The organism is Neorhizobium puerariae (assembly GCF_042429745.1).
GTDB classification, from domain to species: domain Bacteria; phylum Pseudomonadota; class Alphaproteobacteria; order Rhizobiales; family Rhizobiaceae; genus Neorhizobium; species Neorhizobium puerariae.
Genome location: NZ_JBHMAA010000033.1, coordinates 15883 through 30694, shown reverse-complemented (window position 1 = coordinate 30694; position 14812 = coordinate 15883). Strand labels below are relative to the sequence as shown.

Genomic DNA, 14812 nt, shown 5'->3' with positions numbered 1-14812 from the left:
TCCAGGCACTTATGCTGATCCCTGTCATGAGAAGGATGATGTGATGAACAACAAAGTTATTCCCTACAATGCCCGGGTCCTGGTTTCGGATGCAAGAAAGGCTCTTCTCCTGCGCAACACGGGCACGGCCCTGAAGCTCATGTTCGAGGTCGAGCAGGTGATCGAGGCGCCGAACAATGCCCCCACCCGTGAGCAGGGCACGGACAGGCCCGGCCGTACGGCAACCGGCAGCCATCGCAGCAGTCTCGGCCAGACCGATTTCCACGAACTGGAAGAGGACCGCTTCTCCTCCATGGTTGCCCACAAGCTGGAGACGATCTGCGCGGAAAACGATATCCACAAGCTGTTCATCGTCGCGCCCCCGAAGGCGCTTGCCGACCTGCGCCACGCGATGCCCGCGTCGGTCAAGCACCTTGTCGTGGCGGAATATGCCAAGGATCTCGTCAACCTGCCGATTCAGGAAATCGAGAAGAACCTGACTTTCTGATTATATCCGTTCGGGAGGGATCGGCGGGCAGGAACACGCGGCCGATTGCCCGCGATGCCGGAAGGAACGAACAAGGGAGGCGCGCAACGGATCGATGCGCGCCGGCCGGCCGCTCCATTGATGCATGTCGAAGCGTCCTCAGTGGAGCTGCGGTGGAGACGAGCGCCATTTGCGAACGTCATCGGCCGTTACGCAGACATGGCCCGTCGCATCGAATATGCCGCCGTCGAACTTGTCGCTCGCGATCCGGCTGAAGGCTTCAATATATTCCTGCAGCCTGAATTCATCGACCCGCGGAGGATCGGCGATGGCGGCAAGCGCATCATGGGTGACCACGACGACCTGGTCACCGGCTCCCGTGCTCATGATGAGGCGTCCCTCGTATCCGGACGACGTAAGAAATCCCGATTTCAGTGTCAGCGTCATGATAGCCTCCTTGTCCATCACAGGGAGGATATTCCTGTTTCGGACGCCGTCAGTGACCAAGATCAAGTCGCGGTACGATTGGCAGGAGTATGGCGCATCAAGCCGGCCTCGCCGGTTTTGCAGCGATGACGGGCCATGTTGACTCCGGTCAATGCCTCCAAAATCGGGTGACATAGTCTTTCCGGCCTCAGCATGCTGGCGCCGCGAAAGATCGTCCGCGGCCTCTTGGCGAGGTGGCAAAATGGATGAGGGCTATGAAACAGGCACCCTTAGGGCTGCGGATATCTACCGCGCTTTCGCGGTCATTCAGGCAATCATGCCCGGCCTCGGGCTGGAGGCATGGGAGGCCCTGACGGCGACGGCTGTGTTGCGTCACGACTGGCTGACGGTCGCCGACGCCAGGGGCTATCTTCGGGGGATATGCCATCTGTTCGTCAGGGAGCATCTGGCCTTTGGACGCCGGCTGGAGATACCGATCTTTGCATCCGTCAGCCTGCTGGACGAGGAGGGCGTGGCCAAACGGCTCTTTGAGGCCATCAAGCATCGCGCGCTGGAGGCGGGCTGCGAGAAGATGCATTTCTGGAAATGGAATGCCAGGGACTGGCAAAGCCTCGAGATCATCAAGGCGTCGGAGCCGTGGGATGACGGTCAGGTCTGCGATCTGAGCGCCGACCTGAATGACGCTCATCCATCGATCTTTCCGGTGAAGATGTAACCCACTCCGCGCACGGCCTTGATCAATTGCGGATTGCGAGCGTCCGCTTCGATCTTCCTGCGCAGGCGCACGATCTGGGCATCGATGGTCCGGTCGAAAGCCTCAAGCTGGCGCCCTCTCGTGGAATCCATCAGGAAGTCACGCGTCAGGACCCGTCCGGCATTCTGCAGAAACGCCGTCAGCATGTCGAATTCGCCGGTGGTGAGCTCGATGTCATTGCCGTCGGACGCCAGCAGCTGCCGCCTCGACAGGTTAAGGGTCCAGCCCTCGAAACGAATGACACGATCCTCGTTCACTTCCGCTTTTGGCGCGCTCGGCTGGCGGCGCCTGAGGATGGACTTCAACCGCGCGTGCACTTCGCGGAGATGAAAGGGCTTGGCGATATAGTCGTCCGCGCCGATCTCGATGCCGATGATCCGGTCCACAACGTCGTCACGTCCGGTCAGCATCATGATCGGCACATCCGACTGGCTGCGGATTTCGCGCGCGAGGTCGAGGCCGTCCTGCCCGCCGGGAAGGGACAGGTCGAGCAGGATGATGTCGATCGCCTTCTGCCTGAGCTGGCTCTTCATTTCCGCGCCGTCGGCAGCGGTGCTCACCGAATATCCTTCTCCCTCGAAATAACGGGTCAGCATTTGCCGTATCCGGGGATCGTCATCGACTATCAGAATATGAGCGGGACTTGATGAAAGCAGAGGCATCGGTCTGTTACAGTCTGTTACAAAATCGAACCGTGTTTAACAGTACTAGCATTCGCGTGTTACCTGGATTCGGTCAACTGCATCCAACGAAAGACGGAGGCAGCGTCATGTTTCTCACCAGCAATCGCATTCATGGATACGAGATCGCAAGGGCCGCGGAACGTGAAGAGCAGGGTTGCCTGCATTCGCTCTTCGCCAAGCAGCCGGTGGAGCACCTGGCGCCGGGCCAGCCGCTGTTCTTCGAAGGCGACGAGGCCAGGCACGTTTTCGAGGTGCTTGAAGGCACGCTTCGCATCTTCCGCATCATTTCCGACGGCCGGCGCATCATCACCGGTTTCCTGCATGCGGGTGACATCGTCGGAGTTTCCCTGAGAAGCAACTACCTCTACAGTGCGGAGGCGATCACCGTCACCAAGGTTCGCCGCCTGACACGCAAGGCTTTCGAAATGGCCGTCGCCGATTCCGAAGAGCTTCGTCCGCAGCTCTTCGCCCATGTCTGCGATGAAATGGCCGCAGCCCAGGACCAGATGGTCCTGCTGTCCTGCAAGAACGCCGAGGAACGGCTTTGCAGCTTCCTTCTCGGGTATTTGCGGCGGACAATGTCCGTCGGCGCCCTTCAGCCCGTCGTCGATCTGCCGATGACCCGTCTGGACATGGCCGACTATCTGGGGCTAACAATCGAAACCGTCTCCCGCACGATCACCAAGCTGACCAGCAAGGGCGTTCTGACACCGGCCGGCCGACATTCGCTCCGGATCATCAAGCCTGCGACGCTTGCGCAACTCGCCGGGGACGGCGATGAATATGAGGACAGCCGGCGGGATTTCGTCGTTCATGGTGAGCGGCGCCGCCATTAGCGGTACCGCCCACGGAAGAAATATGAACGAAAATACGCATACCGACGTCGACGCCGAAAACCAGCTCGATGCCGTCACCGGCCTTCTCGACGATGCCAATCTCATCGTCCACGGGCTGGATGGCGTCATCAGCCGCTGGACCGCCGGGTGCGAGAGCCTCTACGGCTGGTCGCGGGAGGAGGCCGTGGGCCGCATCGTCCACGAGCTTCTCGGAACGGAATTCCCCGAGCCGCTGGCGGCCATCCGGCGGCAGATCCAGGACGAGCATTCCTGGGAAGGCGAAGTCGTTCACCGGCACAAGGACGGCCATCGGATTTTCATTGCCAGCCGTTGGGTTGCCGTCAACCCCTCTCCGGAAGACGAACGGACCATCGTCATCCAGACGAACAACGACATCACGGATATGAAGAGGGTGCAGAACGATCTCGCCGTGCGGGAAGCGCATCTGCGCTCAATCCTCGACACCGTGCCCGAGGCGATGGTCGTCATCAGCGAGACAGGCATCATCACATCCTTCAGCGCCGCCGCCGAGCGGCTTTTCGGCTTTTCCTCGGATGAGGTTTGCGGCCACAACGTCAAAATGCTGATGCCGTCGCCGGATCGGGAAGCCCATGACGGCTATCTCTCGCGCTACCTGACGACCGGGGAACGCCGCATCATCGGTTACGGGCGCGTGGTGACCGGTCAGCGCAAGGACGGGACACTGTTCCCGATGGAGCTTGCGGTCGGCGAGACCGTCACCAGCGGCAAGCGCATCTTCACCGGCTTCATCCGGGACCTGACCAGCCGGCACAAGATCGAGGAGGAGCTCCGGCAATCGCAGAAGATGGAGGCGATCGGCCAGCTCACCGGCGGTCTGGCGCATGATTTCAACAATCTCCTGACCGTCATCAGCGGCAATCTCGAAATGATCGAGAACAGGCTGGTGGACGAAAGACTGCTCGTGCTGCTGCGCGAGGCGCAGGATGCCGCCGAGGACGGCGCCAAGCTGACCGGCCAGCTGCTGGCCTTCGGACGCCGCCAGCCGCTCAATCCCAAACTTGTTGACGTGGGGCAACTGGTCACCGGCTTTTCGGACCTTCTGCGGCGCACGCTGGGCGAGACGATCGAGTTTCGCACGGTCGTCACCGGCGCTTCCAACGAAGCGCTGGTCGACGGCTCACAGCTTCAGAACGCGCTTCTCAACCTCGCCATCAACGCCCGGGACGCGATGCCGCGCGGCGGCAAGCTGACGATCGACATTTCCCGGGTGAAGCTCGATGTCGATTATGCCCAGATGTATCCGCATGTGCGCACGGGCGACTACGTTCTGATCTCCGTGACGGATACGGGCACAGGGATGACGCCGGACGTGAGGGAAAAGGCTTTCGAACCTTTCTTCACCACGAAGGGGGTCGGGGCCGGCACGGGGCTTGGTCTTTCCATGGTCTACGGCTTTGCCAAGCAGTCGGGCGGCAATATCCAGCTCTACAGCGAGCTCGGGCAGGGGACCAGCGTCAGGATTTTCCTGCCGGCGGCGCAAAAGGAAGAGATGAGGCCTGCCGCGGGGCCGGAGAGCGTTGCGAAAGTGGCGATTCCCGGTGGAACCGAGAAGATCCTCGTGGTCGAGGACGATCCGCGCGTGCGCCGTGTCGCCGTGTCGCGCCTGACGGATTTCGGATACCAGGTGGTGGAGGCCGCGAATGGTGCGGAAGCGCTCGACCAGCTCGCCCGCAACGATGATGTCGCGCTTCTCTTCACCGATGTCGTCATGCCCGGCGGCATGACAGGCGACGAACTCGCCAACAAGGTGCGGGCGGCAAGGCCCGACATCAAGGTGCTTTTCACATCGGGTTATGCGGAGCCGGCGATCGCCGGGCGCGAGCTTGCCCAGTCCGGAAGCTGGCTGAAGAAACCCTATACCGCCAGAGAACTCGCGACGCGGCTTCGCCTGCTTCTGGACTGAAAACCCGGCGCGGAATCACTCAAGCTGCCGGCGCCAGCTTTCCCGATAGGCGGGCATGCCCGGAAGGCTGCCCTCCAGGCGATGGGAGCTGTGGCCTGCGGATGAAGGCGTTCCCGCCAGAAGCGCCGCGCCCTGGCTCGTCCCCGTCGAGCCGGGAAGAGCGATGATCTCGCGGCCGGTCGAGGAGGCAAGCGCCTGCAGATAGGCGATATTGGCGCTGAACGGTCCTTCGACCAGAACCGGTCCCCTCGCGCCTATGAGGCCGAGACAGGTATCGGTCATCAGCGCAAGATAGAGACAGGCGGCGGCCCAGCGTTGGTTTGCGGAGGCGCCGGCATCGTTGATCCATTGCCGCTCCCGGCCGGGGAAGGGGCCGGAGCCCGTCGCGAGGTTCGGCAGCAGCATCAGGCCTTTTTCAATGACTTCGGGCATGGCGGCGAGCGCCGCCCGCGGGTCGGGCTTGCCGAGTTCCGCCGTCAGTATCTCGAATTCCCGGCCGCCCATGAAGCGGGATGACGGCACGGCGCGGCCATAGGCATCCACATTGGCGAGGGCATCGCGCTTCGGGTCGAGATGGTCGAGATCGCCGCCGACGGCGAAATTGACGACCCATGTGCCGGTGGAGACGACCGCAAACGGCGGCTCGCGCCCGACCAGATGCGGCAGCAGCGATGCGTTGGAATCGTGGATGCCGCAATGGACCGGCACCGGTTTCGCAAGGCCGATCCTTTCGGCGATTTCCGGCAGAACGGGGCCGAGCGCTTCGAAGGCGGAACGGACCGGCGCCATCAGACCGCGAATGCCGAGCGCGTCGACCAGAGATGAATAGGTCCCGTCGCGTGGTCTCCAGAGGTCCGTGTGGCAGCCGAGCGAAGTCACCTCGTTTGCCGCAACGCCTGTCAGCCGGAAGGCCCAGTATTGCGGGTAGGTCACGATGTTTCGTACCCGGGCGAATTCCTCGGGAAATGCGCTCTTCTGGTAATGCAGCTGCGCGCCGACATTCAGGCCGCCGGACAGGGCCGGCGAAAAGGTCTCGGAAAAGGGCGGACGGATCGCCGCATAGGCTTTTCGGGTGTCGGCGGGATATTGATGTTCGTAATCGAGCACCGGCAGCGCCAGGCCGCTATCGTCACCCAGCAATGCCGCGGCAGCGCCATGGGTGGTGATCGAGATCGCATCGAAGCCGGGTTCTGCGGCAAAGGCCGCCAGGGCTTCCAGAGCGAAGGACCACAGCGCCTCGATATCGTAGTGCGGGTAGGGCGGGCCGGCGAGAACACGGTTCGGCGTGCGGCGCCCTGCGATTTCCGCACCTGTCGTGCAATCGAGCACGACAACCTTGGCATTGGTCTTGCCGATGTCGAGAACGGCAATTTTCCGTGGCTTGCTCATGGCAGATGAAAGACCGTCACGAGATCGATCGCCACCGGTGAGTTGTCCGGATTGGTTTCCATGATATCCGCCATATGCGCCCACCATTTCTTCATGACGGGATGGTCCGGCAGGCTTGCCATGCCATGGTTGCGCGGCCGGGTCAGCACGCCGAACAGGGTGTTCGTTTCGCGGTCGAGATGGATGGAATAGTCGCTGACGCCGGCAGCGCGCAGCAGCTCGACCAGATCCGGCCAGATTTCGTCGTGGCGCTTCCTGTATTCGGCCTCCATGCCCGGATTGAGCTTCATCTTGAAGGCGTGTTTCTCTGAAGTCATCGGTTCATTTCCTTGATCCGGCGGGCGACGATCGGCACGGCAATGGTGATGATCAGCAACAGGCCGACGAAGATCGACATGACGATGCCGGGGACGTTGAGGAGGCCGAGCCCGAAGGTCACGAGCCCCATGACGAAGGCCGCGATGACGACGCCGGCGATCGTTCCCGCGCCGCCGAGGATCGAGACGCCGCCAAGCACGACCATGGTCACCACTTCGAGTTCCCATCCTTGCGCGATCGACGGGCGTGTCGAGCCGAGCCGCGAGGTGAGGCAGACGGAAGCGACGCCCGCCATGAGACCGGTCAGCACGAACAGGATGAACTTCACCCGTTCCACGGAAATGCCGGAAAAGCGTGCAGCGAACTCGTTATTGCCAATCACATAGATCTGACGGCCGAAATTCGTCGCGTGCAGCAGGATCGCGAAGGCGATCGCCAGCACGATGAACAGCACGAATTCGAACGAGAAGACCCAGGCGACATAGCCCTGGCCGAAATAAGCGAAGCTTTCGGGGTATTTGCCATAGGCCTGGTCGCCGAGCACGATATAGGAAATTCCGCGGAAGAGGCTCATCGTGCCGATCGTCACGACGATCGAGGGCAGGCGCAGTGCGGAGACGAGCAGGCCATTGAAGGCTCCGCAGGCGAGGCCGACGCCGATGCCGATCGCCACAAGGCCCGGCGTGCCGATGCCGGCCTGGGCCGCGGCCCCCATCGCCGTCGACGCCAGCGCAATGATCGCCGCCACGGACAGGTCGATCTCACCGGCGATGACGAGCAGCGCCATGGCAAAGGCGATCATCGCCTTCTCGGTGAAATTGAAGGTGGCGTCGGACAGGTTCCAGGCGTTCAGGAAATAGGGCGAGGCGAAGGAGTTGAAGATGAAGATCAGCACGGCCACGCCGAACAGCAGCACTTCCCAACTCGACAGGATGCGTGAGGTCCGGGTGCCGAGACGGTCGGGAATGACCCGTTTCGAGGTTGCGACATCGCTCATGCGGAGACCTCCCCGATATTCCGGTCCTGGGCTGCGCGGTCGCGCAGGATGATGCGGCCGGCCTTCTTTTCGGCGCGGGCGTTGAAGACGACGGCGAGCACGATGACGATGCCCGAGATCGCCATCTGCGCGAAGGGCGAGATGCCGATGACCGGCAGGGCGTTCTTGATGACGCCGAGGAAGAGCGAGCCGAGGACAGCGCCGGCGACCGAGCCGATGCCGCCGGCGATCGAAATGCCGCCGATGACGCAGGCGGCGACCGTGTCGAGTTCGAAACCGGCGGCGATGTCCACATAGGCGACTGCGTAGCGCGATACCCAGAGATAGCTGGACAGGCCGGCCAGGGCCCCGGATAGAACGAAGGCGAGGAAGCGCGTCCAGCCGATATCGATGCCGGCGTAAACGGCCGCCGTCGGGTTGCCGCCGGAGGCATAGGCCGCGCGGCCGAAGGGCAGGCGCGTCAGCACGAACCAGGCTCCGAAAACGACGAGGATCGCGATCCACGAGAGGATCGGCAGGCCGAATACGGCCAGGCGCGGGATGTTGAGGAAGGACGGCGTCATCTGGTGGGCGTTGACCCAGCCGCCGCCCGACAGCACGAAGGCCATGCCGCGATAGATGGTGAGCGTGCCGAGCGTCACCACGATCGGCGGAATCTGCAGCGCCCAGACGAGGAAACCGTTGATGGCGCCGAGAAAGGCACCGATGCCGATGGCCATGACGATCAGAAGCGCCAGCGGCAGCTCCGGATAGGCGGCATTGGTCATGGCCACCGCCATGCCGGTGAAGGCGAGATTGGCGGCGACCGAAAGATCGATGGATTTCGTCAGGATCACGGTCATCTGGCCGAGCGCCAGGATGATCAGGATCGAGGTGTCGTTGAAGATGTTGGCGAGATTGCCCGGCGATGCAAAGCCCGGCGCCCGGGTCGAAAAGGCGGCGACCATGATCGCGATGATGGCGACCAGCAGGATTTCGCGGTTTTTCAGGAGACGGTTCATGGGCTTCTCCTCACTGATTGCCGGTCGCGGCGCGCACCAGCACTTCGGCGCTCAGGCTGTCGCGTTCGAAAATGCCGGCCGCCAGGCCTTCGCGCATCACCATCACCCGGTCGGACATGCCGAGGATTTCCGGCAGTTCGGAGGAGACCATGATGATCGACAGGCCCTCGGCGGCGAGCTCGCTGATGAAGCCATGCACGGCCGCCTTGGAGCCGATGTCGATGCCTTTGGTCGGCTCGTCGAGGATGATCACCTTCGGCTGGGTCGCCAGCCATTTGCCGATCACCACTTTCTGCTGGTTGCCGCCCGAGAGCGTGCCGACCGGCACGGAAAGGGCCGCGGCGCGCAGGTCCAGCCGTTCCGCATACTTGCGGGCAAGCGCCAGTTCGTTCGCGGCCTTCAGGAAACCGGAGCGCGACGTCTTCTTCAGGGACGGCAGCGACATGTTCTGAAAGATCGGCATGGGCAGCGCCAGACCATGACGCCCGCGCTCTTCGGGAACATAGACGATGCCGGCGCGGATCGCATCGCCCGACGAACGGATGTCGACCTGCCGGCCGTCAAGCATCAGCCTGCCGGAGGAGGGGCGGGTGATCCCGAACAGCGATTGGCAGAGTTCGGAGCGGCCGGCGCCGATCAGGCCGTATATGCCGAGGATTTCTCCGCGACGGAGTTCGAAGGAAATGTCGCGGAATTCCGTCGGATGGCTGTAACCCTGGACAGCGAGCACCGGCGCGCCGATCTCGACCTTGACCTTGGGGAAGACGTCCTTGACGTCGCGTCCGACCATCAATCGGACGATCTCGTCCTGAGGGGTATCTCTGAGCTTGCCATGACCGACGGCGCGGCCGTCGCGGAAGACGACGAAATTTTCGGCGATCTCATAGACCTCATCGAACTTGTGGCTGATGAAGAGTATGGCCTTGCCCTGCCGTTTGAGGCCCTCGACGATGCGGAAAAGGTCATCGATCTCCTTGCGGGAAAGGGCTGCGGTCGGCTCATCCATGATGACGATGCGGGCTTCGACCGACAGCGCGCGGGCGATCGCCACGAGATGGCGCTGGGCGATCGAAAGATCGCGCAGCCGGATCGTCGGGTCGATCTCGCTTTCGAGCTGGTGCATCAGCGCTTTCGAGCGGGTGTTGATCTGCCGCCAGTCGATCGTGCCGAAGCGGGTGCGCGGCGCATGGCCGAGAAAGATGTTCTCGCCGACCGTCAGCTCATCGAAGAGCACGGTTTCCTGATGGATGGCGGTAACGCCCGCATCGATCGCGGCCTGCGCGCCATGAAATGCGATCGGCCGGCCATCGATCAGGATCTCGCCCTCGTTGGGGCGGTAGATGCCGGTCAGGATCTTGACCAGTGTCGACTTGCCCGCGCCGTTTTCGCCGATCAGCGCGGTCACCTGTCCCGGGTAGAGCTTGACGCTGACGCCATCGAGCGCCTTCACGCCCGGAAAGATCTGGCTGATGCCGCGCATTTCCAGAAGGGGCGCGGGTTCGGCCAGCGGTGCCGGGTGAGGGGATCGGTCGTGGGGTCGAGTAGCGCCGTTCATCAGGACATTTTCCGACGGGTTTTTGAGTTCACGTCTGGTTTAAGGGGTGAGCCGATGGCTTTGAGGGCGCGGCCTCCTCACCCGGCCTCCGCTGCGCCCGGCCACCCTCTCCCTGAGGGGAGAGGAGGGTTCGCGACGGTGCGGCAACTTCCCTTCTCCCCAGTGGGGAGAAGGTGCCGGCAGGCGGATGAGGGGGGTAACCGCACGCGCCTGCCGCCGAATGGGGTCAGAAAATCTTCGAGAACTCGTCGATGTTCTTGGCGTCATAGACGAAGGGGTCGGCCATCGCGGCCTCTCCGTTGTCGCCCACCTTGATCGTGCCCATGCGGCCGGCCTTGATCTCCGAGCCGGGCTTGGCGTCCGTGTCGCCCTTGACGATGTGATAGGCGATCTGCGTCGCGGAGTAGCCGAGGTCGATCGGGTTCCAGATGGCGAATTCCTTCGTCGCGCCGGACTTGATCGCGCCCGCCATTTCGGAAGGCAGGCCGAGGCCGGTCACGTAGACCTTGCCGATCTTGCCGGCATCCTTGACGGCCTGCGAGGCGGCGAGCACGCCGACCGTCGTCGGGGCGACGATGACCTTGACGTTCGGCTGCGAGGTCAGGAGCCCCTGGGCCTCGCGATAGGATTTGTCGGCGAGATCGTCGCCATAGACGGTGGTGACGAGGTTGAGGCCCGGGAAATCCTTGAGCTGCTTCTTCATCTCGGCGATCCAGGTGTTCTGGTTGGTCGAGGTGGTGGTGGCCGAAAGGATGGCGAAATCGCCCTTGCCGCCTTCCAGATGGTCCTTGGCGAGCGTCAGGCACATCTTGCCGATCAGCTCGTTGGACGATGGGTTCAGGTGCATGATGCGGCCTTCCTTGGCCACGCCGGAATCCCAGGAGATGACCTTGATGCCACGCTGGGCCGCCTTCTTCAGGGCCGGGACGACGGCATCCGGGTCGTTGGCGGAGATGGCGATCGCGTTCACGCCCTGTGCGATCAGCGAATTGATCACCTCGATCTGGCCTTCGGCCGTCGTGGATGTCGGGCCGGTATAGATGACCTCGACGCCGCCGAGTTCCTTGGCTGCTTCCTGAGCGCCCTTGTTGGCCGCCTCGAAGAAGCCGTTGCCGAGCGATTTCACGACGAGCGCGATCTTGATGTCCGCGGCATTTGCCGCGGTCGTCATCGCTGCGAAGGCGAGCGCCACGCCGATGGCGAGTTTCCTTGCAAGTTTCATGGTCAGTCCTCCCAGTTGAACACGGTTCATTCGCTTCCCGGCGGTGCGCTCACGCAGCCGACGGGGAATCCTCCTTGACGGGCTCCATGGTGGCGGTCCCGGTGATGATCAGCCTGACACCCGCGTCCTCGATCATCCGCGCGGCATCTTCGGAAATCCCGTCGTCGGTGATGATGGTCGTCACCCGTTCCAGCGGGCACAGGATAAGGCTCGAACGGCGATGGAATTTCGACGAATCCACCATCACGATCAGTTCCTCGGCCTGCTGCATCAGCTTCTGTTCGCTCTGGATGACCAGCGCGTCGGCCTCCATCACGCCGAGCGGGCCGACGCCCTGCGCGCCGATGAACATCCGCCGCGCGTAGAAATTACGGATCGCGTCGTTTTCGAAAGGGGACAGGATGAGGCTCTGTTCGCGATAGATCGCGCCGCCCGGCACCGTCACCGTGCTCTTCGAATGCTTGACCAGATGCTCGGCGATCGCGAAGGAATTCGTCATCACCTGCAGGCGGCGCGCCGACATGAAGTGCACCATCTGGAAGGTCGTCGTGCCGCCGTTGATGATGACGGAGTCGCCTTCTTCGCAAAGTTCGACGGCGCGGCGTGCGATCGCGCGCTTCTTGTCGATATTGACCGATTCCGACACCCGGAACGAACGGGCGGCGAGCTGGCCGATCTGGGGAGGATGAACGGCTTCGGCGCCACCGCGCACGCGCCGGAGCTTGCCCTGCACATGCAGCGCAGCGATGTCGCGCCGGATCGTCGCCTCCGAAGCCTCGGTCAGTTCGGCGATATCCTGCACCGTGATGACGGGCTTTTCCTGGATAGCGCTCAAAATGATGCGATGGCGTTCACGTTCGTGCATGGGGTCCTCCTAGGCAATCAACTATTGCTGGAAAATTTACGTTGTCAATCATAAACGATCAAATTTGCATATATTGCGCTGCACAATGAAAGTTTGTGATCGTTTTTGATTGACAGGTGACGTGGCAATGCGCGATACCCAACCGGGATGGGAGACGACGTCGTCCTGTCGCCGTGAGCCAAAACACCTTGGGAGGAAAGCGATGTCGGGCCAACCCCGCCTTCTCGAAAACCGCTGGGACGATTCTCATGCTGCCAAGCTCGATGAGCCGGGCAAGCTGCTCTACCGTTCGAACCTTCTCGGTGCCGACAAGCGCATTACCAATTATGGTGGCGGCAATACCTCGGCCAAGGTGCTGGAGACGGACCCGCTCACGGGCGGAAAGGTCCGCGTCATGTGGGTGAAGGGCTCCGGCGGCGATGTCGGCACGATCAGGCTCGACGGCTTCGCCACCCTTTATCTGGACAAGCTGGAAGCGCTGAAGGGCCTCTACAAAGGCATCGAGGACGAAGACCGCATGGTCGGCTTCCTGCCGCATTGCACCTTCAACCTGAACCCGCGCGCGGCCTCGATCGATACGCCGCTGCACGGTTTCGTGCCCTATACGCATGTGGACCACATGCATCCGGATGCGATCATCGCGATCGCCGCCTCGAAGAATTCGAAGGAACTGACGAAGCAGATCTTCGGCGACGAAATCGGCTGGCTGCCGTGGCGGCGGCCGGGCTTCCAGCTCGGGCTCGACCTCGAAGCGTTCGTGAAGGCCAATCCGGGCGCCAAGGGCGTCGTGCTGGAAAGCCATGGCCTGTTCACCTGGGCGAACGATGCGAAAGCGTGTTACGAACTGACGCTGGAGATCATCAACAAGGCGATCGACTGGTTCGCGGGAGCGACCGAGGGCAAGGCGATCTTCGGCGGCGCCGCGGTGAAAAGCCTGCCGGCCGCGGAGCGCCGGGCGATCGCCGCAAAGCTGATGCCGGAAATCCGCGGACGCATCGGCAAGGCCGAACGCAAGCTCGGTCATTTCGACGATCAGGATGCGGTGCTGGAATTCATCAACTCGAAGAACCTGAAGCCGCTCGGCGCGCTCGGCACCAGTTGTCCGGACCACTTCCTGCGCACCAAGATTCGTCCGCTGATCCTCGATTTCGACCCTGCCAAGCCCGATATCGATGCGGTCATCGCCGCGCTCGACGCGGCGCTTGAGGACTACCGCGCCGACTACACCCGTTATTACGAGACCTGCAAGCACGACAACTCGCCGAAGATGCGCGACCCGAACCCGGTCATCTTCCTGGTGCCGGGCGTCGGCATGCTGTCCTTTGCGCGCGACAAGGCGACCGCCCGCATCGCCGGGGAATTCTATGTCAACGCCATCAACGTGATGCGCGGCGCCTCCACCGTTTCCGAATACCAGGGCCTGCCGGAGCAGGAGGCTTTCGACATCGAATACTGGCTGCTCGAGGAAGCCAAGCTGCAGCGCATGCCGAAGCCGAAAAGCCTGGCCGGTCAGGTCGCCTTCGTCACCGGCGGCGCCGGCGGCATCGGCCGGGCGACGGCCGCGCGGTTGATGGGCGAGGGAGCCTGCGTGGTGCTCGCCGACATCGACGGCGGCGCTCTTGAGGCGACCAAGGCCGATTTCGAAAAGTCCTTCGGCAAGGATGCCGTGCGCAGCGTCCTTCTCGACGTCACGAAGGAGGAAGCGGTCGTCATCGCCTTCGCCGAAGCCTGCCTGGAGTTCGGCGGCGTCGATATCCTCGTCTCCAATGCCGGTATCGCCTCCTCGGCACCGGTCGAGGAAACCACGCTCGCAATGTGGAACAAGAATATCGATATCCTGGCGACCGGCTATTTCCTCGTCTCGCGTGAGGCCTTCAGGCTGTTCCGGCGGCAGAAGCTCGGCGGCAATGTCGTTTTCGTGGCCTCCAAGAACGGGCTCGCCTCCTCGCCGAACGCGTCGGCCTATTGCACCGCCAAGGCCGCCGAAATCCATCTCGCCCGCTGCCTGGCGCTGGAGGGCGCGGAGGCCGGCATCCGCGTCAACACGGTCAATCCGGATGCGGTGCTGCGCGGCTCGAAGATCTGGAGCGGCGAGTGGCGTGAGCAGCGTGCGGCCTCCTCCAGGATCGAGGTGAGCGAACTGGAGGAGCACTATCGCAAGCGCTCCATGCTGAAGCTCAACGTCTTCCCCGAGGATATTGCCGAAGCGATCTACTTCCTGGCGTCCGATGCGTCCGCGAAGTCGACCGGCAACATCATCAATGTGGACGCCGGCAACGCCCAGAGCTTTACGCGTTAAAGGCTTGCCCGCCCGCTTCCGGTCCTCCCAAGGCC

14 protein-coding genes are annotated in these 14812 nt (G+C 62.7%); 5 read left to right on the top strand and 9 right to left on the bottom strand.

Translation table 11 applies throughout. From position 1 onward, the window contains the following. The first annotated feature begins 43 nt into the window (after positions 1–43). Entirely contained in the window at positions 44–487 is a 444-nt protein-coding gene (locus ACFFP0_RS26285) for a baeRF12 domain-containing protein (RefSeq protein ID WP_377265172.1), read from the top strand. A 138-nt stretch (positions 488–625) separates the two neighbouring features. Here the strand turns inward: ACFFP0_RS26285 and ACFFP0_RS26280 are convergent, their stop codons facing one another. After that, the gene (locus ACFFP0_RS26280; RefSeq protein ID WP_377265171.1) at positions 626–913 is read right to left on the bottom strand and encodes a hypothetical protein; all 288 of its coding nucleotides are present in this window, start codon (positions 911–913) and stop codon (positions 626–628) included. Between the two features lie 241 nt (positions 914–1154). On the opposite strand from ACFFP0_RS26280, the gene ACFFP0_RS26275 reads away from it, so the two are divergent. Further along, a complete protein-coding gene (locus ACFFP0_RS26275) occupies positions 1155–1628 on the top strand; it encodes a hypothetical protein (RefSeq protein WP_377265170.1) in 474 nt (157 codons plus the stop codon). On the opposite strand, the gene ACFFP0_RS26270 is transcribed toward ACFFP0_RS26275, so the two are convergent. Next, entirely contained in the window at positions 1598–2329 is a 732-nt protein-coding gene (locus ACFFP0_RS26270) for a response regulator (protein WP_377265169.1), read from the bottom strand. The genes ACFFP0_RS26275 and ACFFP0_RS26270 overlap by 31 nt on opposite strands. A gap of 107 nt (positions 2330–2436) precedes the next feature. On the opposite strand from ACFFP0_RS26270, the gene ACFFP0_RS26265 reads away from it, so the two are divergent. Then, a complete protein-coding gene (locus tag ACFFP0_RS26265; RefSeq protein WP_377265168.1) occupies positions 2437–3186 on the top strand; it encodes a helix-turn-helix domain-containing protein in 750 nt (249 codons plus the stop codon). A gap of 22 nt (positions 3187–3208) precedes the next feature. Further along, entirely contained in the window at positions 3209–5131 is a 1923-nt protein-coding gene (locus ACFFP0_RS26260) for a hybrid sensor histidine kinase/response regulator (RefSeq protein ID WP_377265167.1), read from the top strand. 15 nt (positions 5132–5146) lie between these two features. On the opposite strand, the gene ACFFP0_RS26255 is transcribed toward ACFFP0_RS26260, so the two are convergent. The 7 genes from ACFFP0_RS26255 to ACFFP0_RS26225 all read right to left on the bottom strand — a co-directional run bounded on the left by ACFFP0_RS26255 (position 5147) and on the right by ACFFP0_RS26225 (position 12478). Then, the gene (locus ACFFP0_RS26255; protein WP_377265166.1) at positions 5147–6520 is read right to left on the bottom strand and encodes an FGGY-family carbohydrate kinase; all 1374 of its coding nucleotides are present in this window, start codon (positions 6518–6520) and stop codon (positions 5147–5149) included. Beyond that, entirely contained in the window at positions 6517–6837 is a 321-nt protein-coding gene (rhaM, locus tag ACFFP0_RS26250; RefSeq protein ID WP_377265165.1) for an L-rhamnose mutarotase, read from the bottom strand. Before rhaM ends, ACFFP0_RS26255 begins: the two co-directional genes overlap by 4 nt. Beyond that, complete coding sequence (locus ACFFP0_RS26245) at positions 6834–7835, bottom strand: ABC transporter permease (protein ID WP_377265164.1); 1002 nt, start codon at positions 7833–7835, stop codon at positions 6834–6836. The genes rhaM and ACFFP0_RS26245 overlap by 4 nt, the downstream gene beginning before the upstream one ends. Further along, complete coding sequence (locus ACFFP0_RS26240) at positions 7832–8836, bottom strand: ABC transporter permease (protein ID WP_377265163.1); 1005 nt, start codon at positions 8834–8836, stop codon at positions 7832–7834. Before ACFFP0_RS26240 ends, ACFFP0_RS26245 begins: the two co-directional genes overlap by 4 nt. Positions 8837–8846: 10 nt before the next feature. After that, positions 8847–10316: a sugar ABC transporter ATP-binding protein gene (locus ACFFP0_RS26235; protein ID WP_377265255.1), complete on the bottom strand. Its 1470-nt coding sequence runs from the start codon at positions 10314–10316 to the stop codon at positions 8847–8849. A 301-nt stretch (positions 10317–10617) separates the two neighbouring features. Next, complete coding sequence (gene rhaS / locus ACFFP0_RS26230; RefSeq protein WP_377265162.1) at positions 10618–11613, bottom strand: rhamnose ABC transporter substrate-binding protein; 996 nt, start codon at positions 11611–11613, stop codon at positions 10618–10620. A gap of 49 nt (positions 11614–11662) precedes the next feature. After that, positions 11663–12478 carry a DeoR/GlpR family DNA-binding transcription regulator gene (locus ACFFP0_RS26225; RefSeq protein WP_377265161.1) on the bottom strand — a complete coding sequence of 272 codons (816 nt, stop codon included), beginning with the start codon at positions 12476–12478 and terminating at the stop codon, positions 11663–11665. Between the two features lie 202 nt (positions 12479–12680). On the opposite strand from ACFFP0_RS26225, the gene ACFFP0_RS26220 reads away from it, so the two are divergent. Further along, positions 12681–14777: a bifunctional rhamnulose-1-phosphate aldolase/short-chain dehydrogenase gene (locus ACFFP0_RS26220; protein ID WP_377265160.1), complete on the top strand. Its 2097-nt coding sequence runs from the start codon at positions 12681–12683 to the stop codon at positions 14775–14777. Positions 14778–14812 lie beyond the last annotated feature (35 nt).

Coding starts and splice junctions, on each gene's coding strand:
- ACFFP0_RS26285 (WP_377265172.1), top strand. CDS start 44: ATGAACAACAAAGTTATTCCCTACAATGCCCGGGTCCTGGTTTCGGAT.
- ACFFP0_RS26280 (WP_377265171.1), bottom strand. CDS start 913: ATGACGCTGACACTGAAATCGGGATTTCTTACGTCGTCCGGATACGAG.
- ACFFP0_RS26275 (WP_377265170.1), top strand. CDS start 1,155: ATGGATGAGGGCTATGAAACAGGCACCCTTAGGGCTGCGGATATCTAC.
- ACFFP0_RS26270 (WP_377265169.1), bottom strand. CDS start 2,329: ATGCCTCTGCTTTCATCAAGTCCCGCTCATATTCTGATAGTCGATGAC.
- ACFFP0_RS26265 (WP_377265168.1), top strand. CDS start 2,437: ATGTTTCTCACCAGCAATCGCATTCATGGATACGAGATCGCAAGGGCC.
- ACFFP0_RS26260 (WP_377265167.1), top strand. CDS start 3,209: ATGAACGAAAATACGCATACCGACGTCGACGCCGAAAACCAGCTCGAT.
- ACFFP0_RS26255 (WP_377265166.1), bottom strand. CDS start 6,520: ATGAGCAAGCCACGGAAAATTGCCGTTCTCGACATCGGCAAGACCAAT.
- rhaM (WP_377265165.1), bottom strand. CDS start 6,837: ATGACTTCAGAGAAACACGCCTTCAAGATGAAGCTCAATCCGGGCATG.
- ACFFP0_RS26245 (WP_377265164.1), bottom strand. CDS start 7,835: ATGAGCGATGTCGCAACCTCGAAACGGGTCATTCCCGACCGTCTCGGC.
- ACFFP0_RS26240 (WP_377265163.1), bottom strand. CDS start 8,836: ATGAACCGTCTCCTGAAAAACCGCGAAATCCTGCTGGTCGCCATCATC.
- ACFFP0_RS26235 (WP_377265255.1), bottom strand. CDS start 10,316: ATGCGCGGCATCAGCCAGATCTTTCCGGGCGTGAAGGCGCTCGATGGC.
- rhaS (WP_377265162.1), bottom strand. CDS start 11,613: ATGAAACTTGCAAGGAAACTCGCCATCGGCGTGGCGCTCGCCTTCGCA.
- ACFFP0_RS26225 (WP_377265161.1), bottom strand. CDS start 12,478: ATGCACGAACGTGAACGCCATCGCATCATTTTGAGCGCTATCCAGGAA.
- ACFFP0_RS26220 (WP_377265160.1), top strand. CDS start 12,681: ATGTCGGGCCAACCCCGCCTTCTCGAAAACCGCTGGGACGATTCTCAT.